The organism is Flagellatimonas centrodinii, assembly GCF_016918765.2.
GTDB classification, from domain to species: domain Bacteria; phylum Pseudomonadota; class Gammaproteobacteria; order Nevskiales; family Nevskiaceae; genus Polycyclovorans; species Polycyclovorans centrodinii.
Genome location: NZ_CP092104.1, coordinates 40,790 through 62,596, shown reverse-complemented (window position 1 = coordinate 62,596; position 21,807 = coordinate 40,790). Strand labels below are relative to the sequence as shown.

21 protein-coding genes and 1 tRNA gene are annotated in these 21,807 nt (G+C 65.9%); 12 read left to right on the top strand and 10 right to left on the bottom strand.

Features of this window, described 5'->3' with window-relative positions; translation table 11 throughout:
- Nucleotides 1-19 precede the first annotated feature (19 nt).
- On the top strand, nucleotides 20-1,375 hold the full coding sequence (locus JN531_RS00285) for a DUF1329 domain-containing protein (protein ID WP_228346860.1): 1,356 nt from the start codon (nucleotides 20-22) through the stop codon (nucleotides 1,373-1,375).
- 158 nt (nucleotides 1,376-1,533) lie between these two features.
- Nucleotides 1,534-1,908: an MAPEG family protein gene (locus JN531_RS00280; RefSeq protein ID WP_228346859.1), complete on the top strand. Its 375-nt coding sequence runs from the start codon at nucleotides 1,534-1,536 to the stop codon at nucleotides 1,906-1,908.
- 35 nt (nucleotides 1,909-1,943) lie between these two features.
- On the opposite strand, the gene JN531_RS00275 is transcribed toward JN531_RS00280, so the two are convergent.
- From JN531_RS00275 to JN531_RS00265, 3 genes are all read right to left on the bottom strand, one after another.
- Nucleotides 1,944-2,483: a YaeQ family protein gene (locus JN531_RS00275; protein WP_228346858.1), complete on the bottom strand. Its 540-nt coding sequence runs from the start codon at nucleotides 2,481-2,483 to the stop codon at nucleotides 1,944-1,946.
- A gap of 80 nt (nucleotides 2,484-2,563) precedes the next feature.
- Nucleotides 2,564-2,962, bottom strand: coding sequence for a TM2 domain-containing protein (locus tag JN531_RS00270; RefSeq protein WP_228346857.1), 399 nt, complete (start codon nucleotides 2,960-2,962; stop codon nucleotides 2,564-2,566).
- A gap of 4 nt (nucleotides 2,963-2,966) precedes the next feature.
- On the bottom strand, nucleotides 2,967-5,564 hold the full coding sequence (locus JN531_RS00265) for an EAL domain-containing protein (protein ID WP_228346856.1): 2,598 nt from the start codon (nucleotides 5,562-5,564) through the stop codon (nucleotides 2,967-2,969).
- A 192-nt stretch (nucleotides 5,565-5,756) separates the two neighbouring features.
- On the opposite strand from JN531_RS00265, the gene JN531_RS00260 reads away from it, so the two are divergent.
- The 8 genes from JN531_RS00260 to JN531_RS00225 all read left to right on the top strand — a co-directional run bounded on the left by JN531_RS00260 (nucleotide 5,757) and on the right by JN531_RS00225 (nucleotide 12,304).
- On the top strand, nucleotides 5,757-7,244 hold the full coding sequence (locus JN531_RS00260; RefSeq protein ID WP_228346855.1) for an esterase/lipase family protein: 1,488 nt from the start codon (nucleotides 5,757-5,759) through the stop codon (nucleotides 7,242-7,244).
- Between the two features lie 195 nt (nucleotides 7,245-7,439).
- Nucleotides 7,440-8,054: an energy transducer TonB gene (locus JN531_RS00255; RefSeq protein ID WP_228346854.1), complete on the top strand. Its 615-nt coding sequence runs from the start codon at nucleotides 7,440-7,442 to the stop codon at nucleotides 8,052-8,054.
- Nucleotides 8,055-8,158: 104 nt separating this feature from the next.
- Nucleotides 8,159-9,103: a MotA/TolQ/ExbB proton channel family protein gene (locus JN531_RS17380; RefSeq protein ID WP_436233299.1), complete on the top strand. Its 945-nt coding sequence runs from the start codon at nucleotides 8,159-8,161 to the stop codon at nucleotides 9,101-9,103.
- On the top strand, nucleotides 9,100-9,525 hold the full coding sequence (locus JN531_RS00245) for an ExbD/TolR family protein (RefSeq protein WP_228346853.1): 426 nt from the start codon (nucleotides 9,100-9,102) through the stop codon (nucleotides 9,523-9,525). Before JN531_RS17380 ends, JN531_RS00245 begins: the two co-directional genes overlap by 4 nt.
- A 1-nt stretch (nucleotide 9,526) precedes the next feature.
- Complete coding sequence (locus tag JN531_RS00240) at nucleotides 9,527-9,955, top strand: ExbD/TolR family protein (protein ID WP_366522388.1); 429 nt, start codon at nucleotides 9,527-9,529, stop codon at nucleotides 9,953-9,955.
- A gap of 10 nt (nucleotides 9,956-9,965) precedes the next feature.
- Nucleotides 9,966-11,246 (top strand): hypothetical protein, encoded by a 1,281-nt coding sequence (locus JN531_RS00235; protein WP_228346851.1) that lies wholly within the window; start codon nucleotides 9,966-9,968, stop codon nucleotides 11,244-11,246.
- A 29-nt stretch (nucleotides 11,247-11,275) separates the two neighbouring features.
- Nucleotides 11,276-11,893: a DUF2147 domain-containing protein gene (locus JN531_RS00230; RefSeq protein ID WP_228346850.1), complete on the top strand. Its 618-nt coding sequence runs from the start codon at nucleotides 11,276-11,278 to the stop codon at nucleotides 11,891-11,893.
- A 3-nt stretch (nucleotides 11,894-11,896) separates the two neighbouring features.
- Complete coding sequence (locus JN531_RS00225; RefSeq protein ID WP_228346849.1) at nucleotides 11,897-12,304, top strand: transposase; 408 nt, start codon at nucleotides 11,897-11,899, stop codon at nucleotides 12,302-12,304.
- 47 nt (nucleotides 12,305-12,351) lie between these two features.
- On the opposite strand, the gene purU is transcribed toward JN531_RS00225, so the two are convergent.
- On the bottom strand, nucleotides 12,352-13,212 hold the full coding sequence (purU, locus tag JN531_RS00220) for a formyltetrahydrofolate deformylase (RefSeq protein WP_228346848.1): 861 nt from the start codon (nucleotides 13,210-13,212) through the stop codon (nucleotides 12,352-12,354).
- A gap of 120 nt (nucleotides 13,213-13,332) precedes the next feature.
- Here purU and JN531_RS00215 point away from each other — a divergent pair, with 120 nt between their 5' ends.
- Complete coding sequence (locus JN531_RS00215) at nucleotides 13,333-13,737, top strand: ketosteroid isomerase-related protein (RefSeq protein WP_228346847.1); 405 nt, start codon at nucleotides 13,333-13,335, stop codon at nucleotides 13,735-13,737.
- Nucleotides 13,738-13,747: 10 nt separating this feature from the next.
- Here the strand turns inward: JN531_RS00215 and JN531_RS00210 are convergent, their stop codons facing one another.
- The 5 genes from JN531_RS00210 to JN531_RS00190 all read right to left on the bottom strand — a co-directional run bounded on the left by JN531_RS00210 (nucleotide 13,748) and on the right by JN531_RS00190 (nucleotide 20,512).
- The gene (locus JN531_RS00210; RefSeq protein WP_228346846.1) at nucleotides 13,748-16,027 is read right to left on the bottom strand and encodes an amidohydrolase family protein; all 2,280 of its coding nucleotides are present in this window, start codon (nucleotides 16,025-16,027) and stop codon (nucleotides 13,748-13,750) included.
- 137 nt (nucleotides 16,028-16,164) lie between these two features.
- Nucleotides 16,165-17,859: a cellulase family glycosylhydrolase gene (locus JN531_RS00205; RefSeq protein WP_228346845.1), complete on the bottom strand. Its 1,695-nt coding sequence runs from the start codon at nucleotides 17,857-17,859 to the stop codon at nucleotides 16,165-16,167.
- 914 nt (nucleotides 17,860-18,773) lie between these two features.
- Nucleotides 18,774-19,280: a DedA family protein gene (locus JN531_RS00200; protein WP_228346844.1), complete on the bottom strand. Its 507-nt coding sequence runs from the start codon at nucleotides 19,278-19,280 to the stop codon at nucleotides 18,774-18,776.
- 3 nt (nucleotides 19,281-19,283) lie between these two features.
- Nucleotides 19,284-20,150 carry a DUF1295 domain-containing protein gene (locus JN531_RS00195; protein WP_228346843.1) on the bottom strand — a complete coding sequence of 289 codons (867 nt, stop codon included), beginning with the start codon at nucleotides 20,148-20,150 and terminating at the stop codon, nucleotides 19,284-19,286.
- Between the two features lie 287 nt (nucleotides 20,151-20,437).
- Nucleotides 20,438-20,512 (bottom strand) — tRNA-Val (locus tag JN531_RS00190).
- A gap of 105 nt (nucleotides 20,513-20,617) precedes the next feature.
- Between JN531_RS00190 and JN531_RS00185 the strand changes: the two genes are divergently transcribed.
- On the top strand, nucleotides 20,618-21,280 hold the full coding sequence (locus tag JN531_RS00185) for an ankyrin repeat domain-containing protein (RefSeq protein WP_228346842.1): 663 nt from the start codon (nucleotides 20,618-20,620) through the stop codon (nucleotides 21,278-21,280).
- Between the two features lie 2 nt (nucleotides 21,281-21,282).
- On the opposite strand, the gene tadA is transcribed toward JN531_RS00185, so the two are convergent.
- A complete protein-coding gene (tadA, locus tag JN531_RS00180; RefSeq protein ID WP_228346841.1) occupies nucleotides 21,283-21,741 on the bottom strand; it encodes a tRNA adenosine(34) deaminase TadA in 459 nt (152 codons plus the stop codon).
- Nucleotides 21,742-21,807 lie beyond the last annotated feature (66 nt).

Here is a 21,807-nt window from a genome sequence, read left to right as displayed (position 1 = left end):
ACCGAACGGAGGCTATCTCATGAATTTCAAACATCTCACCGCAGGGCTTTTTGCAGCCGCGGTGTCGTCTGTGGCCATGGCCGCTGTTTCGCCCGAACAGGCGCAGCAGTTGGGCACCACGCTGACACCGATGGGGGCCGAGAAGGCCGCCAACGCGGCTGGCACCATCCCCGCATGGACAGGCGGCAATACCACGGTGCCGGCGGGCTTCTCCGAAGGCGGTCATTACCCTGACCCCTATGCCGGCGACAAGCCGTTGTTCACCATCGACAGCACCAACATGGAGAAGTACAAGGCCAACCTGTCGCCGGGCCAGGTGGCGTTGCTGAAGCGCTACCCGGACTGGAAGATGAAGGTCTATCCCACCCACCGTAGTGCGGCGTACCCACAGGGCGTCTACGACGAAACCAAGGCGAACGCCACGGCCGTCAATTTGGTGGATGGCGGCAACGGCTTCACCGGCACCACCGGCGGCGTGCCGTTCCCGATCCCGCAGTCGGGGTTGGAGACGATCTGGAACCACCTGACCATCTACAAGGGGGACACCTACGCCACCTCGTGGGCCCAGGCACCGGTGACCGCCAACGGCTCGTACAACCTGGTCAAGTTCGACTACGAGTACGACTTCGTCTACGGCAACCAGAGCAAAACGCCGGAAGAGCGCACGCCGAACCTGCTGTTCTACTTCCTGCAGATCGTCAAGGAACCGGCGCGTCTGGCGGGCTCCATCCTGCTGGTGCATGACTTCGCCGACCAGGTGCGGGAACCGCGCAAGGCGTGGACCTACAACCCGGGTCAGCGCCGCGTGCGCCTGGCGCCGAGTGTGGCCTACGACAACCCGGGTACCGCCGCCGACGGTCTGCGGACCAACGATGACTTCTTCATGTACAACGGGTCCACCGATCGGTACGACTGGAAGCTCGTCGGCAAGCAGGAGCTGTACATCCCCTACAACGCCTACAAGATCAACGGCCCTTCGCTGGAAATCAGCGACGTGCTGCAGGCAGGGCATGTCAACGGCGACCATGCGCGCTACGAGCTGCATCGCGTGTGGGTGGTCGAGGCCAACCTCAAGGAAGGCACCTCGCATCTCTACAAGCGCCGGACCTTCTACCTCGATGAGGACAGCTGGATCATCCACGTCCAGGACAAGTACGACAATCGTGACCAGTTGTGGCGCGTCGACGAGCTGCATTCCTACGGCTACTACAACGTCCCGTTTGTCGCGCCCGGTCTGGAAGTGAAGCACGACCTGCAGTCGGGTCGTTACATCGCCCTGTCCATCCGCAACGATGAGCAGACGGTGTATCAGCCGATCAAGCGCAACCCGTCGGACTTCACTCCCAACGCCCTGCGCGACAAGGGCACGCGGTAAGCATTGCGAGGGTGGGCCGGCACTGCGCCGACCCACCCTCGGCATCGCACCATTGAAGGCGCCCTGCGGGGCGCCTTTTTTGTGCCCGCTGTACAGGCCTGCCATGCTCGCTGCCTGCAGGCCCATATTCCCAGGCCCCACAGTTCGAGGAGGAATCCATGCTGTACTTCCAGATCTACGCGTTTGTGGTGGTCCTGACGTTGACCTTGCTGGCGATGAACGTCTCCCGCATTCGCATCAAGGAACGCATTGCCAACGGTCACGAGCATCGCGACCTGAAGATTGCCAACCGGGCGCACATGAACACGCTGGAACACGCGTTGCCGTTCGGGCTGCTGCTGCTGGCCCTGGTGCAGGCGGGCGTGCAGGGGACGGTGCTGGCGGTGTTGGTGTTCGGCTTTCTCGCCGTCAAGCTGGGGCACGCCTACAGCATGCTGGCCTCGCAGCTCCGGCTGCGTCAGATTTCGGCGGGCTTGACGTATCTGTTCGAGCTGGCGGGGTGTGGGGTGTTGGCGGCGGCGTTGCTGAACTGACCACCTCACCGGGCGCGCGTGTTCTGTTGCTGCGCCTACCCCAGCGCGTGCGCCTCGATCCCACTACTCATCGAATGCCCGTCAATATCCAGATATAGCGTACGTTCGGTCACCGAGATGGCGAGGGCGGAGCGTCGGGTGAGGCGTGGCGCGGCATCGTTGAGGAAGCCGCGGGCGAAGGCGTAGACCGGCAGCTCGGCGGCGCGATGGATCTTGTGGCCGGCGTAGTGGGCGAGCAGTGGTGCAGGGTCCCGGTGGGTGTAGAGGGCGCAACGGTCGGCCTGTTTGCTGCCGCGGTGCAGACGCTCGGGGTCGGGGGCGCCCACCTCGATCCAGGCGGTGATACGGCCGGTGAGGTCACGCACCCAGACGGCGGGCTGGTCGACGGCGGCCACCCCTTCCGTCAGTGCGATGCCGTCTTCGTACTCCAGGGCATAGGCCAGAATCCGCACCAGCATGAACTCGGGGGTTTCCGAGGGTTGCCGGGCGACCCGCAGTTCAACATCGGCGAAGACATTGCGGTCCATGTCGGCGATCTGCAGGGTGAAGGTATGCAGCGTGGCCGTGAGTGCCATCGGCGCGGTATCCGTGATGAGCTGGCTTGTGACCCGCAGCCGGACGTCGGTGCGACGGGTGGCGAGCCGGGCGGGCGCGGTCAGGCGCCGCGATTGAGGGCGTCGATCTGTCCGTTGAGGGTCAGCAGGTCATACAGCCAGCCGATCAGGAACAGGCCGCCGGTGAACAGGTAGAGCAGACCGGTGATCCATTTGCCCTGGTAGAAGCGGTGGACGCCGAAGATGCCGAGAAAGCCCAACAACAGCCAGGCGACGGAGTAGTCGGTGGCACCGGCGGTGTAGCGGGTGTCGGCCTCGCGGTCCATCGACGGGATCAGGAACAGGTCGACGATCCAGCCGATGAAGAACACGCCGAGGGTGAAGAACCAGATGGTGCCGGTGACCTGCCGCCCGTAGTAGAACCGGTGGGCGCCCATGAAGCCGATGATCCACAGCAGATAGCCGATGACCTTGCTGTGCGTGTTGTTGGCGGTGCTCATGCGCTCATCCTACCGGCAGCAGGCGGCCACTTGCCAGCAGCGCGCTGAAATCGTCGGCGGGCAGCCCGGGGCTGAACAGGAAGCCCTGGATCTGGTCGCAGTTCAGTTGCCTCAGCAGCGTCAGTTGCTCAGGGGTTTCGACCCCCTCGGCGATCACCTTCAGGCCCAGCCCATGGGCAAGGCCGATGATCGCCGCCACCATGTCGGCGGCCTTGCCGCTGCGGTCCAGGTCGACGATGAAGGAGCGATCAATTTTCAGTGCGTTCACCGGTAGTCGAGTCAGCTTGGCGAGGGACGAATAGCCGGTGCCGAAGTCGTCGATGGCAATGCTCATGCCCATGGCTTGCAGCGCGCGCAGTTTGCTGGCCGCGCCCTCAGGGTCGGACATGACCACCGACTCGGTGACCTCGATATCCAGCCCATGCAGCTCGGGGGGCAGGTAGGCAATGGCATTGCGGACGTCGTCGACAAAGCGGGCCTGTCGAAGTTGCACCGCTGACACGTTCACGGCCACCCGTGGCGATGCCAGCCCCTCGACCCGCCAGCGGTTGTGGTCCCGTAGGGCCTGGGTCATGGCCCAGGCGCCCACCGGGACGATCTGGCCGCTGTCCTCCAGCACGGTGACGAAGGCAGACGGCGGCACCATGCCAAGGCTGGGATGCTGCCACCGCAGCAGCGCCTCGGCGCCGCACACGGCGCCGGTCCCGCAGTCCATCTTGGGCTGGTAGTGCAGCCGTAGCTCGCCACGGTTGAGTGCTTCGGGCAGCAGCTGGATGATCTGGTTCTGGACGCCACTGGCCTGGGCCAGCGCCGGGGTGTGCAACACCGCCCGTTCCTGGCGCTGGCGGGCCGCCTGCAGGGCGGTTTCGGCGCAGTGAATGAGCGCGTCTGCGGTGTCTCCATCCGCCGGGTAGCGGGCGATGCCGAGGCGGAAGTCGATGTGGATGTCCTGATGCCCGATACGCAGCGGGTTGTCGAGAGCGATATCGAAGCTGTTGGTGAAGAGAGTCAGGGCTTCTTCATCGGGCGCCTTGTCCACGGTCAGCAGGAAGCGGTCGGCGGCATCGCGCGAGATCCTCGACGCGTCGTTGTCGACGAGGGCAGTGAGCCGTCGTGCGACCTCGCGAAGCAGTTGGTCGCCACCGGTACGGCCCAGCGCCGCATTGACCCGGTTGAAGAGCCGCAGGTCCATCACCACCAACGCGGCTGGCGGTGGCCGGCCGGGGTCGCGGGCGAGCCGTTCGTCGAGATGTCGCCGGAAGTGGTTGCGGTTGGGCAGACCGGTGAGCGAATCGTGCTCCGACAGGAAGCTCAGCCGGGCATCGCGGCTGAGTGCGGCCAGCGCGTGCGACAGGTTGCCGACCATGTCCACCAGCAGCTTGAGCTCGTCATCGCCAATGCTGTCGCGCGTGGCGGCGAACAAGCCCATGCAGCCCTGCACCTGGCCCGCCACCACCAGGGGCAGCGCGGCGTAGGCATGCAGGTCATGCTCGGCGAACCAGTCCTGCCAGGCAGACAGCCCGGCTTCGTTCCTCACGTCATTGCAGACGACCGGCTGGCCGCTGCGCAGGGCGCGGGCGGTGGGGCCGTCATGGTTGGGTCCGTCCGCCGCCATCGAGAAGCGCAAGGTGGGCAGGGTCGCCTGCACCCGCCCGGCCACGGCATCGGGGCGCACACTGCCATCGCGTAGCAGGCCGATCCAGGCGAGCGCAAAGCCGCCGGTATCGGTGGCGATGCGGCAGCTGCCCTGCAGCAGAGCGTCGCGGGTTCGGCTCTGCATGATCAGCGTGGTGGTGGCCGACAGCACCGCATACATCCGCTGCAGGCGTTCGCGCGCGCGCATCTCTCGGCGCAGAAGGTGATTGCTCTTGCGCAGCATGTGAAGGGTGCGGCCGGTGCGTTGCGCGATGCGCGACTCCAGCGACGAGATCAACAGGACCACCGCCAGCAGGCATAGCATGAGGATGCCGATGCCATAGCCGAGCAGTTGGTTGTCGATCTCATGTTCGCCCGGCACGGCGCAATAGGCACCCGGCGCGAAGTCGGCTGCCGCCATGCCGGTGTAGTGCATGCCGCTGATGGCAAAACCCATCACCACGGCACCCAGTAGCCGGTTGGTCAGCTGCTGCTCGGACGCCATGTTGCGCAAGGCGAAGGCGAGCCAGAGCGCGGCATAGGCGGCGCCAATAGCGATCAGCAGCGACAGTGCGACCCGCATCGGGTCGTACTGAATCGGTGGTGACATGCGCATCGCGGCCATGCCGATGTAATGCATGGCACAGATGCCCACACCCATCATCAGGCCGCCGCCGCGCAGCATCCAGGGCCCGGCTCGGGCGCTGCCCGCCACCATCAGCGCGGTGCCGGAGGCGGCAATTGCCACCAGCAGGGAGAGCAGCGTCAGGCCGAGGTCGTAGGCCATGCGGATCGGCAGCACGAAGGCGAGCATGCCGATGAAGTGCATGGCCCAGATGCCGGCACCCATCACCGCTGCACCCCCCAGACCCCATAGCCGGGCGGCGAGGCCGGTAGCGGCGCCGACCCGGCGCGCCAGGTCGAGCGCAGCATAGGACGCCACCACCCCCACCAGGATGGAGAGCACGACTAACGCACTGTCGTAGGTTCCCGAAATAGCGGCCTCCCTGCATCCATGCTGTGACCATGTTGCTCACCCGTTGTATAGGTGTGAGACAGTGTTGTCTAGGAAAAAATTGTCAAATTTCACGGTTCGGCGTGGTCACGGGCCAATGCCTGTGGCAGGGTAGGGCTTCGGCCGCATTCGAGAGGATCTCAGATGACCCAGCCGCTGGTGGTCTTCGTGCATGGCTGGAGCGTGCAGCACACCCGAACCTATGGCGGCCTGCCGGCCCGGCTGCAGCAGGCAGCCGAGGCCGACGGGCTGCCGATCGACGTTGCCCACCTGTACCTGGGTGAATACATCAGTTTTCGCGATGAAGTGCGGGTCGAGGACATCGCCCATGCCTTCGATGCTGCGCTGCGGGCGGTGCTGAAAGCGTCCGGCCGCCAACGCGCTGTCTGCATCACCCATTCCACCGGCGGCCCGGTGGTTCGCGAATGGCTGGCGCGCCGTCAGACGGAAACCGACACTGCCCGCTGTCCGATCAGTCATCTGGTGATGCTGGCACCTGCAAACTTCGGCTCGGCACTGGCGCAGCTCGGCAAGGCGCGGGTGGGGCGCCTGAAGGCCGCCTTCGCCGGGGTCGAGCCGGGCCAGCGCGTGCTCGACTGGCTGGAGCTCGGCAGCGCCGAAGCATGGCGGCGCAATCACGACCACATCCACCAGCTCGATGCCCGGGCGCAGGCGCCCTGGTCCTTCGTGCTCTGTGGCGATGCCATCGACCGCAAGCTCTACGATCACGTCAATCCCTACACCGGGGAAACCGGCTCCGATGGCGTGGTGCGGTTGGCCGCTGCCAATCTCAACGCCAGCCACCTGGTGATCCGTCAGCCGCCGGTGCCATCCGGCATCTCGATGGCGGCTGCGCGTCAGCGGCTGCAAACGCTGTCGATGGTCTCGACCACTCGCGCCGCACCGACCGCGTTCAAGATCCTGCCGGGCCTGGCGCACAGCGGAACGCGCATCGGCATCATGGGCAGCGTTGCCGCTCGCGGCGACCACCCCACCGTAGATGCCGTCATGCGCTGTCTACGGGTCCGTGATGCGCGCAGCTACGCCGCGCTCACGCGGGCGTTTGATGCCGAGAACGCCCGGCATCAGGCCGAAGCCAATCGCCTTGAAGTGGAGCGGGTACCCGTGTTGCCGGACCGCCACCATATCCACGACCCGTGTGCCCAGTTGATGTTGCGCATCCGCGACGACCACGGTGCGGTGGTTGATGACATCGACGTGTTGCTCACCCGGCCCGGGACCCGGGGTGCTGATCGCATGCCGCGCGGCTTTCTGGTCGACCGCCAGGCCAATCGGTGCGGCAGTGGCGTGCTCACGTTCTACCTCAACCATGCGGTACTGGCAGGCGCGGGGCCGGTGGTTGATACCGGTGGTACATTGATTCGGCCGGCGCTGGCCCCCTTCGGGCCCTATGGTCTGACCCTGAGCCCGCGACATCCCGACGATGCCGTAACCTACTGCCCTGCGACGCTGCCGCCGTACAGCGGCAATGTGTTGCCATACCTGCGCCCGAACGAAACGACCCTGGTCGACATCGTCTTGACGCGGGTAGTGCGCGAAGGGGTGTTCCGACTGCGGCGGTCCCTCAAGCCTCGCGCCTTCAAGGCTGATCGGCCGGGCGGCGTGGCCTGACGGCCGCCAGATCTCGGCCGTTCGACGGCCGTCAGGAAATTGTGAGATAAATTAGTGACAAGCGACAAAATCCTGACAAACATGTGCGGGAAACCTCCGCTCATGCGTCTTAAGTAGAGCAACCGTTGATACGCACGACAGCGGAGCGCCAGGTGTCCCCCCAGCAGATCCCTGAACACTAGATCGAGACCACGGATGGAATTCGGCACGCAGCCCGACACCCGGCGGCGCTTGATGGGGATCAGCTTTGTCGTCGTGCTGCATCTCGCCGTGCTGTATCTGCTGGTGATCGGTTTGGCACACCGCACCATCGAGGTCATGCCGGCGCCGATACAGACCAAGATCGTCGAGGAGATCCAGACCCACGAGATGGAGCCACCGCCACCGCCGCCACCGCCCACCATCGACATCCCGCCAGCCGCGTTCATTCCACCACCCGAGGTTGTGGTGCAGGCGCCGCCGCCACCGAGTACTGCCATCAAGGCGGTGACGCCGAAGGAACGCGTGGTGGTACAGCGGGTTCCGAAACGGACAACACCGGTGATCAACGCGCGGCGTAACTGCCCGGAACCGGAGTACCCGGCGTTGTCCCTGCGGTTGAGCGAACGCGGCACAGTGATGCTGGCGTTCCTGATCGGTGTAGACGGTCGGGTGAAAGAGTCAAAAATTCAGGAGTCCAGCGGGTTTCCGCGGCTGGACGAAGCGGCGAGACGGGCCCTGAGTCGGTGCCGGTTCATTCCCGGGACGGTGGATGGACGGGTCGAAGAGAGTTGGGCCAATCTGCTCTACACATGGAAGATTCCCCGCTGATAAGGAGCAGGCGGGAACGCTGGCGCGGCAGGCGTAGAGGTGCTGATAACGTGGTAGCAATAGAACGACATTAGAACGATATGAAGCAGTGCGAGGAGATCCTGATGAGGCAGATGGACGGTGGCGCGGCATGGCCCGGGCTGCAGGTGTTGGCATTGATCACCGGTTTGGCGGTGGTGCCATGGGCCGCGGCCCAGGTACCGGCGGATGCCCAGCCCATTGTGTTGCCGACGCCGTCTGCAGCGGCCATCGACATGACCCCGACCGCCACGCCGATACTGCTCGACAACGATTCGATACCCGCTGCCGCCTTCGGTGAGCTGACACCGCGTACCGAGCAAGTGGACAATCCCTACGGCATCAAGGCGGCCTGGACGCAGGGCGATATGGTGTCGAAAAGTACCTTCATCGTGCTGTTGGTCATGTCATTGGCGACCTGGTACATCCTCTTCGTGAAGCTCATCGAGCAGGAGAAGCTGTTCCGTCAGAGCCGCAAAGCCACCGAAGTTTTCTGGTCCAGCGCCAGTCTCGAAGAAGGCCTCACCCAGCTCAAGCCCGGTTCGCCTTTCTGGTACCTCGCCGACCGCGGCATGAGTGCCAGTCAGCATCACGGCGGCACCATGGTGGAACGCATCGATCTCCATGAGTGGGTCAGCATGACCGTGACCCGCGCCACCGACGAGATCGGCCTGCGCATGCAAAGCGGCCTGGCGGTACTGGCGACGGTGGGGTCGACCGCGCCCTTCGTCGGCCTGTTCGGCACCGTGTGGGGGATCTATCACGCGCTGACGGCCATCGGCATTTCCGGCCAGGCCTCCATCGACAAGGTGGCCGGGCCGGTGGGCGAGGCGTTGATCATGACCGCACTCGGACTGTTCGTCGCGGTGCCGGCGGTGATGGGCTACAACTGGCTGGTCCGGCGCAACAAGATGGCGATGGAAAAGGTTCGCGCCTTTGCCACCGACCTGCACGCCGTGTTGCTGTCGGGTGGCCGGGTGGGTGACCTCAAGCGGCCGGACGCCGTGGCCACCGGGGGGCGGGCGTCATGAGTCTGAGCCTGGGGTCCTGTGCCGACGACGATGAAGTGATCTCGGTGATCAACACCACGCCGCTGGTCGATGTGATGCTGGTGCTGCTGATCATCTTTCTCATCACCATCCCGGTGGTCACCGACACCGTGCCGGTGGCGTTGCCCGAAGAGCGCAACGTACCGACCGAGACCACGCCGCAGAACATCGTGGTGGCAGTGGACCGTGACGGCGCCGTCTACTGGAACGACCGCAAGGTCGCCAACGCCGCCGCACTGCTCACACTGTTGAAGCGGGCGGCGGTGCAGGTGCCGCAACCGGAGATCCACATCCGCGGTGACATGAACGTGCGCTACTACGCCGTCGGCAACGTGGTGGTGGCCTGCCAGCGGGCCGGCATTCGCAAGGTCGGCTTTCTCACCGAACCGCCACAGAGGACCTGAGATGGGCATGAGCATGCGGGCGGGTCCCGCCCACTCCGACGACGACGTGCTGGTCGACATCAACACCACCCCGTTGATCGACGTGATGCTGGTGTTGCTGATCATGCTGATCGTCACCATCCCGATCCAGACCCATGCGGTGAAACTGGACATGCCCGTGGTCGACGCGCCGCCGCCCAAGGACCTGCCGCCCATCGTCAACATCGAAGTCGACTTCGATGGCACCGTGCTGTGGAACGGCGTCGCGCTGGACTCGCGCGAAGCGCTTGAGCGGCGCCTGTGGAATGAAGCCCAGAACCCGCTGCAGGCAGAGCTGCACATCCGCCCCAACCGGCTGGTGGAGTACAAGCATGTCGCCGGGGTTCTGGCCGCAGCCCAACGTCTGGGCATCACCTCGATCGGCGTGGTCGGCAGCGAGGACTACCTGTAGGAGACCGGACATGATGTCGACTCACACCCCCACACGCCTCGTTGCGCTGCTTGCCCTGGTGGTTGCCGCATGCTTCGCGACCCCGCCGCCGGCGCAGGCCAACACCATCGGCGGCAACCGCCCGCCCCCTTATGTACCGGCCGTGCGTCCGGCGTTGGGCGAGATCTTGAAGGACGCGCGGAATGCCATCAACGACCGTCGTTTCAGCGAGGCCCTGGCGTTGATCGATCAGGCCGAACAGGTGCAGGGCGATCCGCTGACCCCCTACGAGCTCTACATCATCAATCATCTGCGCGGCAGTGCTGCAGCCAGTGCCGGCAACGTGCCGTTGGCCTACAAGGCCTTCAACATCGTGCTGGACTCCAGCTTCATGCCAACCGAGCAGCAGCTGCCGATTCTGGCCGCGATGGTCCGCATGGCCTTCAGTGCACGTGACTACGACACGGCAGTCCGCGCGGTGGCCCGCTACCGCGAGGCCGGTGGCACCGACCCTGAGGCATTGGAAATCGAGCCGCAGGCACTCTATCTGGCCAAGCGGTATGACGAGGCCGCCACGATCATGGGGCGGCAGGTCCAGCGCAAGATCGATGCCGGCACTCAGCCAAGTGAACAGGAGTTGCAGGTGCTCGCCAGCAGCGCCATTAAAAACGGAGATCTGGATGGCTATCTCGCTGCACTGCGCTTGATGGTGACCTACTTCCCGGCCGACACCACCTGGCTGGACCTGATCATTCGAACCGAACAGCGCAGCGACTTCTCCGACCGCTACACCCTGGATGTCTATCGTCTGCGGGAACAGACCGGCACCCTGTTGGAACCCAGCGATTACATGGAAGCCGTGCAATTGGCGCTACAGGCCGGGTACCCCGGCGATGCCCAGCGGATGCTGCAGAGTGGCTACGTGCGTGGCGTGCTCGGCCGCGACGATGATGTCGGCAAGGAGCGGCAGGAGCGACTGCGAGAGCTGGTGGATCGCAAGGTCGCGGAAGATCGCGCCACGCTGGCGGAAGGGGAGGCACTGGCGGCGCAGGCCGACAGCGGAGATGCCCTCGTCAACACCGGCTACAACCTGGTCGGGTATGGCGAGTATCAGCGGGGGATCGCCCTGATGAACCGGGGCATTGAAAAGGGCGGGCTGGTGCAGCCCAACGAGGCGCGACTGCGACTGGGGCATGCCTACTACATGGCAGGCATGAAGCAGGAAGCGCTGAAAATCTTCTCCAGTATCAAGGGCGATGACGGCAGCGGTGCGCTGGCAGGCCTCTGGAGCATTTTGGCCCGTGAGGGCTGATCCTTTGACGCATCGCCACGGAGGCGACCATGAACCATAAAACGACTATCGCGCTACTGGGTGGGGTACTTGCAGCCCTGATCTCCGGCACGGCTGTGGCCGCGCCATCCATCGTCGGCTACTGGCTGAAGGAGACCGAGGATCCGCACAAGAGTGCAATCATCGAAATCTACCCCGACGGCAAGACCTTCGACGGCCGCGTGCTTCAGCTGAAGTACCCCCGGTTTGTCGAGGGCGAGGTATCGGTCACTGGCGAGGTGGTGCCGCCTGAACTGGTCGGCAAGGTCAAGACCGATGTCCTCAACCCGACCGAGATTCTGCGCAAGCGACCGATCGAGGGACTCAAGCTGATCGAGGGCTTCAAGCCTGCAGGCGAAGGCGAGTGGAAGGGCGCCACCATCTATAACCCGGAGGACGGCAAGACCTACCAGTGCAAGGCTGAGTTGAGTGACGACGGCAACACCCTGGAAGTGCGCGGATTCGTCGGCTTTGCCCTGCTGGGCCGCAGCCAGACCTGGACCCGGCTGGCGTCGCCGCAGGCCGTCGGTTGGGCCCGGCCCGACACCGGTGATGCCGACCCGCAGTCTGCCGATACAGATGCCGAGGCCAGCAGCAGTCTGGCGGCCACCGAACCGCAGGAGGACTGAGGCATGACACGTAATTCGCTACGGCGCGACGTCGCCAGCGACACCGACGCCCGCGTCAAATCGCGCTACACGCCACGGCAAATCATGGCGTTTCTGCGCGACATCGATGAAGGCCGCGAGTGCTCGATTGCCCAGGCCTGTCAGCGCATGAACATCTCGCGGCAAACCTACTACTACTGGCGCGCCCGCTACGGCCATGCCGGTACGTCGGCAGCGCCAACGCGGCTGATGGCCCAGCTCGATCGTGATATCCGCAAGCTCAGCGAGCAGCTGGCTGCACAGCAGGCCCTGCTTGAAGACCTGCGCGGCCAGCTCGGTCGCCAGGCGCGCCCGTCGTCGTCGCAGACGCATCGGGCCGGGGCAGCGAGCAATGGCAACGGCGCGTCGGTGTCGGTACGACAGGGCGTCTAGGCGCAGCGGCGTATCGACCACCGCCCGGGGCACGGGGGCTTGCGGGGCTAGCGGAACACCACCGTGCGGTTGCCATTGATCAGCACCCGACCTTCGAGGTGATATCGCAGGCCCCGCGCCAGCACCGCCTTCTCGATGTCCTTGCCGAAACGCACCAGATCGCTCACCGAATCGCCGTGGCCGATGCGGTTGACGTCCTGCTCGATGATCGGGCCCTGATCCAGGTCTTCGGTGACGTAGTGGCAGGTGGCACCGATGTGTTTCACGCCCCGGTTGTAGGCCTGTTCGTAGGGGCGGGCACCGACAAAGCTGGGCAGGAAGCTGTGGTGGATGTTGAGGATGCGGCCGGGGTAGCGGCGGCACAGCTCGGGCGTGAGGATCTGCATGTAGCGCGCCAGCACCATGGTGTCGCCGCCGCAATCCACGAACAGCCGGTCGATCTCGGCGAAGGCCTGCTCGCGGTTGTCGGCATTGACCGGCACATAGTGGTACGGAATGCCGTGCCACTCCACCAATCCGCGCGAACTCTGGTGGTTGGAGATCACGCGGGGAATCTCGATATCGAGTTCCTTGCTCTTCCAGCGTTCCAGCAGGTCGTACAAACAGTGCTCCTGCCGTGATACCAGCACCACCACCCGCTTCTTGACCGCGCTGTCATCGATGCGCCAGTCCATGTCGAATTCTTCCGCCACCGGCGTGAAACGGCTGCGCAGCTCGTCAAGATCGAAGGGTAGTGACTCCGCCAGCACCTCCATCCGCATGAAGTAGCGCAGGCTGTCCTCGTCGGCATGCTGGCTCGACCGCAGGATCCAGCCGCCGTGGTCACGGAAAAATCCGGTGACCCGGGCGACGATGCCGATGCCGTCGGGGCAGGAAAAGGACAGGGTGAAGTAGCGCTTGCGCTGCACGGATCGATCTCGCGGGGCCGCAGGCGGCCGGAGTGCGAATGATAGGGCCGGATGCCCTGTCGGCGCGACGTGGCGGCGTCTGTACTACAGTTTCGTCCCCATCCGAATCCTGCCGAACCCGTGCTCGAAGCCCATCGAAAACTGCTGGAAACCTACTACGCCGCCTTCAACCGCGAAGACTGGCCCACCTTTCTGTCGCTGCTCACGGACGACGTCGTCCACGATCTCAACCAGAGCCATCGCGAGCAGGGCCGTGACGCCTTCGCGGCCTTCATGCGGCGGATGACCCGCTGCTACCGCGAGCAGATCGTCGACATCACCCTGCTGTTCGGCGAGGACCGCAACCGGGCCGCCGCCGAGTACACCGTCACCGGCACCTACCTGCAAACCGACGAGGGCCTGCCCGAGGCCAGCGGGCAGACCTACACCTTGCCGGGCGGCGCCTTCTTCGAACTGCGCGATGGCCGCATCGCGCGGGTCAGCAACTACTACAACCTGCAGGACTGGCTTCGGCAGATCGCCTGATCATCGCCGCCTACGGCTGCGCGGCGGCCCAGACCCGTTCCCAGGCCTGCAGATAGCCTTCCGCCGAGCGGAACAGGTACCGCAGCGCCTGCTCGCCGCCGGGCTGCATCTGCATGTCGGCGATGTAGTCCGGATAGAGGCCGTAGTGGGCAACCCCGTCGGTGTTGAGGTCGAACACCCGTTCGCCGGTGGTCTGGCGGTCGAAGGTCACCTGGCCGTCCCATGACCGAAACGGATACTGCAGCGGACGCTCGGAGGCATCCGCCCGCGGCGGCGCCTGGTTGTGGATGCCGTTGATGTCGGAACCCAGGCCGGTCGACAGCCCCCGGGTGTGGCCGAAGGTCGCCTGGTACAGCGCCTCCAGATCCTGAATGAACGCCACTGTGTCCGGCGACGGATCGTCCGGCAGGTTGGAAATGATGCCGCCGGTCTGCAGGATGCGGTCGCTGTCCTTGTCGGCGATCGAGATCGTCCCGGTATGGCCGGAAAACACCGGCACGCCGCGCGCCTCGGCCAGGTCGAAGATACGGTTGCGGGCCAGCACGCCGGTGTGATCGGTCTCGATCATCACCCCGCGGTCGATCAGCTTGTGGATGAAGTATTCCCCCAGCGGTGTCAGGCCGCGGGCGTTGCGGCGGCAGCCGGTGACGGGGGGTAACGGAGGGTTGAGCAGCCGTAGCACGGTGTCGAAAATGCCGGCGGACTGGGTCATGGCCTCGCCCGGCGCCAGGCTGTCGGGCCCCTCGCAGGGCACGCCGGCATAGGGGTGTCCGGTGTCCACCGTATTCGCCAGGTTGTAGAGCTGGAACAGGAAGGGGTCATCAGTCAGCCGCGCACCACCGAAGGCGTTGTCCACCAGATGGATGGGAAAGATCGCGCGGATGCCACGGTCCCACCAGCGTGCCAGTTCGCGGTCAATGTCGGCCACGCTGCAGTCAGGCTGGTCGAGAAATTCGCCGCAGTTGAAGATCTTCTCGTTTTCGGTGCCGAGCACCACCGCCATCTGCCCGGCCTCGATGGCCTGACGTGCTTCGAACGGCGAATAGACGATGCGGAAAAAGCCCTTGCCCGGGCCGCCGGCCTGCGCATCGATGTAGTCCTGCAGGTCGAGGGTGAGTTGGCGCTGCAGCTCGATGTTCTCCATCTCGTTGCAGTCCGTGCCCTTCACCGGCCAGATCAGACACAGGCCCTCGTTGGAGACCAGGTGGTTCACCATCAGTCGCAGGCCACCCATCCACGCGCGCTCCAGCCAGCGATAGTAGGTCTGATGGTGAATCTGGCTGCCCCAGCTGGGCCAGTCGGGATAGTGGGGCCAGCCTTCGGTTTGATGTGGGGGTAGCCCCTGCTCGGGGTCGACCGCGGTATCCAGCGCGCCGAGGACGCCGCCGGGGCCATGGTGAACGGCACAGTCTCCCAGTGCATGGGGAATGCCGAACTTGTGGAAAGGCCGGCCGTAGCCCAGCTTGCCGCCGAACATCTCGGTGCCGCCCAGGTGCATGTGGGTTTCCGCATACCCGAACACCGTGCCGTCGGGTCGGGTGCCGGCGAAGGGCGTGCCCGTGGCGTTGAGGGCTGCCTCGGGATACGGCTGGCAGCCGCTGGTGCCTATGAAGCGGAAGCCGCTGCCGCCGGTGTGTGGCAACAGGGGGTCGCCCGTAAGTCGATTCTCGACCCGGAACACACCGTCCTGCGCGCTTTCGAGCACGGTCCACTCCGAGCCATCGACCGGCGTCGTCTGCATTACCAGGCTGCGGTCACCCGCGGTCAGCACCGCCGCCAGGCTGCCGCCCAGGCCGCTCACCACATCGCCGAGTGCATTCACCAGATCAGCCGCCGGGGCGACGCTGGGGGTGAGTTCCAGCAGATCGCCGACACCGGATGCCGTGAAGCCCAGTTGTGACACCAGCCCTTCCAACCCGGTGGCGAGGTCCTCGGCGGATGCTGCCAGCGTCAGATAGCGGCCCTGCGGCCCATAGATGACGTAGTGCCCGAGGCCGGTCGGCTTCATGAAGAACGGCGTCGCCGCGGGCGCATCGCTGCCGATCACGGCCAGCGAACCGTCATCGAAGGCGCTGACGTGACCCCGTCCCTCAGCCGTGATCAGCCGGTAACAGCCATTCGCCAGCCGATAGCGCGGTGCCGCATCGGCCGCGGCGGCGGTGGCAAAGGGATTGTCGGTCGCGCGCTGATCAGCGCCGGGGGGTGTCAGTCCGGTGCCCGCGCTACAGGCGCAGAGCGCCGACGACAGCAACAGGACCGCCAGGGGCAGGCGGGTTGGGGACAACGACATGGAGTTCCTCCGGAGCGGCTCGTGGCGGCCGTTCCGGCGATCTCACCACAGCCCACCGACGCGCGCGCGTCGATGGGCTGATTTTCCTGATTTCAGGGGGCGTTTATTCCGCCTTGGCCCGGGTGCGGCCCCGGATGTCAGGGCACGGTGTCGAGCTGATAGCGATCCCGCGCGATCATGCTGAAGCTGCGCGGCGCGGTGGCCATGCGGTAGTCCGCCGCGGGGGCGCCGGGGAGGGCGTCGTCGGGCAAGCCGAACACGGCATCGCGTCCGAAGGCGGTCAGGTCGGTGCCGTCGAAATCGGGCAGGCCATCGCGGAACAGGCCGCAGTTGTTGCGCTCTGGCGGTGTCACCGGCAGGCAGTCGCCCGCCGGTGACTGCACCACCCGGGTCAAGGTGCGGTCCGCGTCAAAATCGTTGAACCAGGTCCAGAACAGGTAGTCGAGGTCGAGGTCGACCGCGGTCTCGAGAATATTGCGGTAGGGCAGCGGCAGGCTCTCGCCCTCGGCGCCGTCCTGGGTGCTTGCCACCTCACCGAGCAGCAGTGCCAGATTGGCGGCGAAGCCGCAGGGCAGGCCGCCCTCCCGGGGCAGCCCGACGGCGCAGCGCAACTCGTCGCGGTGGGCTCGCAGTTCAGCGGCATCGAAGCCGTCGCTGCCGTCGACCAGGCCGGGCGGATAGCGATACCAGTAGGGATGCGCGCTGAACATCAGGTTGGGCTGCGCCCCGGCGGTGTCGGCGTCGATGTCGTCGCCGGCCATCAGCGCCGGGCCAACCCGCCGCAGTACTTCCAGGCTCTGCCCGAAATCCGGGGCATCGATGATGACCGGCAGGCGCAGGCCCGCGGCCCGCAACTGCGACAGCGCATCGCGGTAGGCATCGCGGAAGCGGAAGCGCTCGGCCTCGGTGCAGTTGTTGAAAAAGGGATCGCTGTCCTCGGGTGTCTGCAGGTAGCAGGTGCCGGCCTCGTTCAGCAGGTTGAGCAGCAGGTAGGCGGCATGGCGGTCGAGCAGCGCACGCACGTCTTCGCGCAACAGCCAGCGCACGGTGCGGTTGAGCGGGTCGGATGGGTCGTCGGTGTCATCGTCGGCGCCGGTCAGGTCGGCGCCGGTGTAGTCGTGAATGTCGAGGATCGGCACCATGCCGTGATCCACCACCGACTGAATGCGGCGGTCCAGCGCCGCAACCGAGCCGCCGAACACATCGCCGATCCGATCACCGTCAGCATCCGGATCGCGGGGCCCACCGTCCGGATACCAGACGATGCGAATGGCATTGGCGCCGGCCCGGCGTTGGCCGCCGGTCACCGCCATCAGGTTGTCGTCGGTGAACAGGTCGAACGCCGGCCCATAGCGTTCAATGAACTGATCGTTGACGCCGCGCAGCTGCAGGCGCTCGTCGCAGACGTCAGCCAGATACAGGCGACCTCCGGAGGTCTCGGCGCGCACCATCGGCACTTCGTGGACCGGGGGCAGACCGTCGCGGCAGCTTGCACAGACGATGCGGATGTCGGTGACGGTGGCTGTCTCCGGGATTCGCCCGCTGCCCCGGAAGATGCTGCAGCGCTGGCCTTCGGGCTGTTGTGACACGGTGATCTGGTAGAGCGTGCCCGGGGGCAGCGGGGTAGCGCTGAACTTGGTCTGGCCAGGTGCGATCGCAAGGCGTTCGGCCCCACGCGCCAGCACCAGCCCGGCATCGTTGAGCCCGCTGATCCGCCCACCCAGTGCAATGCCGTCCGGCGGCGGAACGGCAGCGTCGTCACTGCAGCCCGCCGTCAGTCCGACCAGCAGTGCGGAAAGGGCTACAAGGCACGGGAATCGGAGCGAGAACATGGAAACGGCCGCAAGCGCGAGAGGAAGTGTCGATCATACGGGCTGCTCCTGCCATGCGGGCTGTGCGGTGTCATCGCGAGCTTCCCCCACCTGCCATCGCGAGCCGCGAAGCGGCGCGGCGATCTCCTGATCGAAGGCACTGCCGCCCGGGCGAGATTGCCGCGCCTGCAATGCAGGCTCGCAATGACAGGGGAAGGCATGGCAGCTCGAACTGCTCCCACCTGTCATCGCGAGCCGCCCCCACCTGTCATCGCGAGCCGCGAAGCGGCGCGGCGATCTCCTGATCAAGGCACCGCCGCCCGGGCGAGATTGCCACGCCTGCAATGCAGGCTCGCAATGACAGGGGAAGGCATGTCACCTCGAATCGCCCCCACCTGTCATCGCGAGCCGCGAAGCGGCGCGGCGATCTCCTGATCGAAGGCACCGCCGCCCCGGGCGAGATTGCCGCGCCTGCAGTGCAGGCTCGCAATGACAGGGGAAGGCATGTCACCTCGAACCGCCCCCACCTGTCATCGCGAGCCGCGAAGCGGCGCGGCGATCTCCTGATCGAAGGCACTGCCGTCCGGGCGAGATTGCCACGCCTGCAATGCAGGCTCGCAATGACAGGGGAAGGCATGTCATCGCGAGCCTTCCCCACCTGTCATCGCGAGCCTTCCCCACCTGTCATCGCGAGCCGCGAAGCGGCGCGGCGATCTCCTGGTCAAGGCACTGCCGCCCGGGCGAGATTGCCGCGCCTGCAGTGCAGGCTCGCAATGACAGGGGAAGGCATGTCACCTCGAACCGCCCCCACCTGTCATCGCGAGCCGCGAAGCGGCGTGGCGATCTCCTGATCAAGGCACTGCCGCCCGGACGAGATTGCCGCGCCTGCAATGCAGGCTCGCAATGACAGGGGAAGGCATGTCATCGCGAGTGGCTTAGGGCAGGAAGAGCTGATGCGCGCCCTGCACGATGGCGACCAGCCCCAAGGCCCACAGGCTGCAGGCGGCGATGTCGAGCAGGGTGTAGCGGGTGCGGTCGAATTGGGTCACCCCCATCATGGCCGGCACCAGGCTGCGGATGGCCGGGAGGAAGCGGCCGATGAAAATGGCCCAGGGACCGAAGCGGCGCACCATGGCCTCGGTCCGTTCCCAGCGCGTCGGATTGCGGCGGATGATGCGCCAGCCCTGCACCCGGTGGCCGACAGCGCGACCGGCGTAGTAGCCGACGTGGTCGCCGAGTGACGAACCCGCCAGCGCCATGCCCGCCATCAGCCACAGGTTGGCCCAGTCGTTGGCGTAGAACACCGACGTCACGACGACCAGCATCAGGCTGGGGACGAACAATCCGATGCCGACGCAGGTCTCCATGAAGGCCAGCAGCGGCACCAGCCAGATCGCCTGCTCGCGATGCTCGCCGGCCCAGGCGAGGATGGATTCGATCATCGATCAGACCCGCGGCGGACGCGGAAACAGCACCGGGGTAGCGGCCTTGTAGGCTTCATAGTCCGGGTCGCCACCCCAGGTCTCGTCCGCGCGTTGCTCCAGCATCGGAATGCCGCTGACTTTGTTCAGCAACCAGAAGACGAACAGCGGCGATGCCCATCCCAGCCACTGCCAACCCGCCATCGCCGGCGTTGCCATCAGCGCGATGCCGGTCCAGAGCACGATCTCGCCGAAGTAGTTCGGGTGGCGCGACCATGCCCAGAGACCCTGACGAATGAACTGCCCCCGATTGGCGGGGTTCGCCCGGAAGGCGGCCTTCTGACGGTCGGCGATCACCTCGATGGCAAAGCCCGCGACCCAGACCGCCAGGCCCAGCGTGGCCCATACATCCCAGCCCGCGGCGGCCGGCCCGGTGATCACGATGAGCGCTGCCAGCAGCGTCATGAACACCCACAGCCCCTGGAAGGTCCAGGCCATCAAGAAGCGGCCCCAGTGCGGTTTGATGTCGTCGAAGCGGCCATCCTTGCCGCTGCGTTTGACGCGGGCGAACAGGAAGCTGCCGAGCCGGCCGCACCACATCAGCACCAGCGCGGTGATCACCCAGCCGCGCGCGTCGGGTGCGCTCAGGCCCGCCGCCAGCAGGATGACAATGGCGTAGGTGAGCGATCCGGCCAGATCGTAGTAGTGCTCGGTCTGACGCAGAAAAGAGGGGACAAAGACCAGCCACTGCACCGCAAAGGCCAACAGGGCGAGTGCCGGGAGCACCGGGAGGCCGGCGATGCGCTGCGTCCCGCCGTCCACCAGCACGGCAAGCGCCAGCGCGAGCAGGGTCACGATCAGGCTGATGGCAAAGGCACTGCTGTTGCGCACGGGAATCTCCGGGCCTGACGCCAACGGCGCCCCTAATGAACGGATTTGATGCCCCAGTGTGACGGATGCAGAGGCGACAACAAAGCCGGTTTCAGGTGGCCGCCCCGGTCGGCATGCCAGCGCACGGGTGCTCGCCGCGCCAAGACGGTCTTTCGAGCAACACGCAGGCACGGAGGCAGCCGCACGCAGGTGAACAGGCGCGTCTGCAAAAGTTGGACAGCGGAGATTGGGGGGAGACCGGCTGCGTGACTGTCCCGAAAGCATCTTTCGAGACAGTCACGAAAAGCTGGTGGACGGTACAAGGCTCGAACTTGTGACCCCCGCCGTGTGAAGGCGATGCTCTACCACTGAGCTAACCGTCCGGGGGGGCGAATTATCGTGACGCCGGGGCGGGGCGTCAACTCCACCGTTGAGGAATTGCGGCATCCCCGGTAGCCTCCGCGGCTTCCTTGCCCGAGCCCCTGCCCATGAGCGACGTTCGCCCCCTGATGCTGGCCATTGAAAGCCGTGACCTCGACGCCGCGCGTGCGGCACTGGCGCGGGACGAGGGCCAGGGCACCGAACCCTTGCCGGGGGGGCTGTCGCCGTTGATGTTCGCGCTCTACAACGGCGCCCACGACATCGCCGAGCTGCTGCGACCGCTGCGTCCGCTGGATCTGTTCGAAGCCGCTGCCCTCGATGACGCTCGGCGTATCGCCGAGATCCTGCTGGCCGATCCCGAGGCCCTGCGGCGTCATAGCGCCGACGGCTGGACGCCCCTGCATCTCGCCGCCTTCTTCGGGCGCCGTGATGCCGTGCTGGTGTTGGTGGGCCTGGGTGCGCCGATTGACTCGATCAGCGACAACCCGATGCAGAATACCCCCATGCACGCCGCACTGGCCGGTGCTGCCGGGGAACAGCTGGCGCCGTTGTTGATGGGATTTGGCGCCGAGGTCGATCATGTCGGCGGCAGCGGCGTGAATGCCCTGCACCTGGCGGCGGCACGGGGCTTCTCCGGGCTGTGCCGTCTGCTGCTCACCCGCGGCATCGACCGCTCGGCGAAAACCGAAGATGGCAAGACCGCGGCCGACATCGCCCGCGAGCGTGGCCATGTCGAACTGGTGTCCTTGCTGGACGGTGGCATCCAGTAAGGCTAACGCCCCCGGCGCGCGCGGAAGAAATCCCGCAACAGCGTCGCACACTCGGGCTCGCGTACGCCGCCGGTCCACTCCACCACATGGTTCAGACGCGGCGTGCCGATCACGTCATACAACGAGTGAACCGCGCCGGCCTTGGGGTCGGCGGCGCCGAACACCAGCCGCTGCACCCGCGCGTGGGTGATCAGCCCGGCACACATCACGCAGGGTTCGAGGGTGACATAGAGGGTGGTGCCCGGCAGGCGGTAGTTGCCGATCCGTGCGCCGGCGGCCCGCAATGCCAGCATCTCGGCATGGGCGGAGGGGTCATGCAGGCCGATCGGCCGGTTCCAGCCCTCGCCGAGGATGTCGCCGTCTTTTACCAGCACCGCCCCCACCGGTACCTCACCCTCGGCCGCGGCCCGCTGGGCGAGCTGCAGAGCGTGGTCCATCCAGCGGCTGTCGTCGTCAATCATGGTGCGGCAGGGTGCTGCGGCAGGGGGGCCCTCACGACGCTAGCATCCGATGCTGCGCGCGGGGCA

Coding starts and splice junctions, on each gene's coding strand:
- JN531_RS00285 (WP_228346860.1), top strand. CDS start 20: ATGAATTTCAAACATCTCACCGCAGGGCTTTTTGCAGCCGCGGTGTCG.
- JN531_RS00280 (WP_228346859.1), top strand. CDS start 1,534: ATGCTGTACTTCCAGATCTACGCGTTTGTGGTGGTCCTGACGTTGACC.
- JN531_RS00275 (WP_228346858.1), bottom strand. CDS start 2,483: ATGGCACTCACGGCCACGCTGCATACCTTCACCCTGCAGATCGCCGAC.
- JN531_RS00270 (WP_228346857.1), bottom strand. CDS start 2,962: ATGAGCACCGCCAACAACACGCACAGCAAGGTCATCGGCTATCTGCTG.
- JN531_RS00260 (WP_228346855.1), top strand. CDS start 5,757: ATGACCCAGCCGCTGGTGGTCTTCGTGCATGGCTGGAGCGTGCAGCAC.
- JN531_RS00255 (WP_228346854.1), top strand. CDS start 7,440: ATGGAATTCGGCACGCAGCCCGACACCCGGCGGCGCTTGATGGGGATC.
- JN531_RS17380 (WP_436233299.1), top strand. CDS start 8,159: ATGAGGCAGATGGACGGTGGCGCGGCATGGCCCGGGCTGCAGGTGTTG.
- JN531_RS00245 (WP_228346853.1), top strand. CDS start 9,100: ATGAGTCTGAGCCTGGGGTCCTGTGCCGACGACGATGAAGTGATCTCG.
- JN531_RS00240 (WP_366522388.1), top strand. CDS start 9,527: ATGGGCATGAGCATGCGGGCGGGTCCCGCCCACTCCGACGACGACGTG.
- JN531_RS00235 (WP_228346851.1), top strand. CDS start 9,966: ATGATGTCGACTCACACCCCCACACGCCTCGTTGCGCTGCTTGCCCTG.
- JN531_RS00230 (WP_228346850.1), top strand. CDS start 11,276: ATGAACCATAAAACGACTATCGCGCTACTGGGTGGGGTACTTGCAGCC.
- JN531_RS00225 (WP_228346849.1), top strand. CDS start 11,897: ATGACACGTAATTCGCTACGGCGCGACGTCGCCAGCGACACCGACGCC.
- JN531_RS00210 (WP_228346846.1), bottom strand. CDS start 16,027: ATGTCGTTGTCCCCAACCCGCCTGCCCCTGGCGGTCCTGTTGCTGTCG.
- JN531_RS00205 (WP_228346845.1), bottom strand. CDS start 17,859: ATGTTCTCGCTCCGATTCCCGTGCCTTGTAGCCCTTTCCGCACTGCTG.
- JN531_RS00200 (WP_228346844.1), bottom strand. CDS start 19,280: ATGATCGAATCCATCCTCGCCTGGGCCGGCGAGCATCGCGAGCAGGCG.
- JN531_RS00185 (WP_228346842.1), top strand. CDS start 20,618: ATGAGCGACGTTCGCCCCCTGATGCTGGCCATTGAAAGCCGTGACCTC.
- tadA (WP_228346841.1), bottom strand. CDS start 21,741: ATGATTGACGACGACAGCCGCTGGATGGACCACGCTCTGCAGCTCGCC.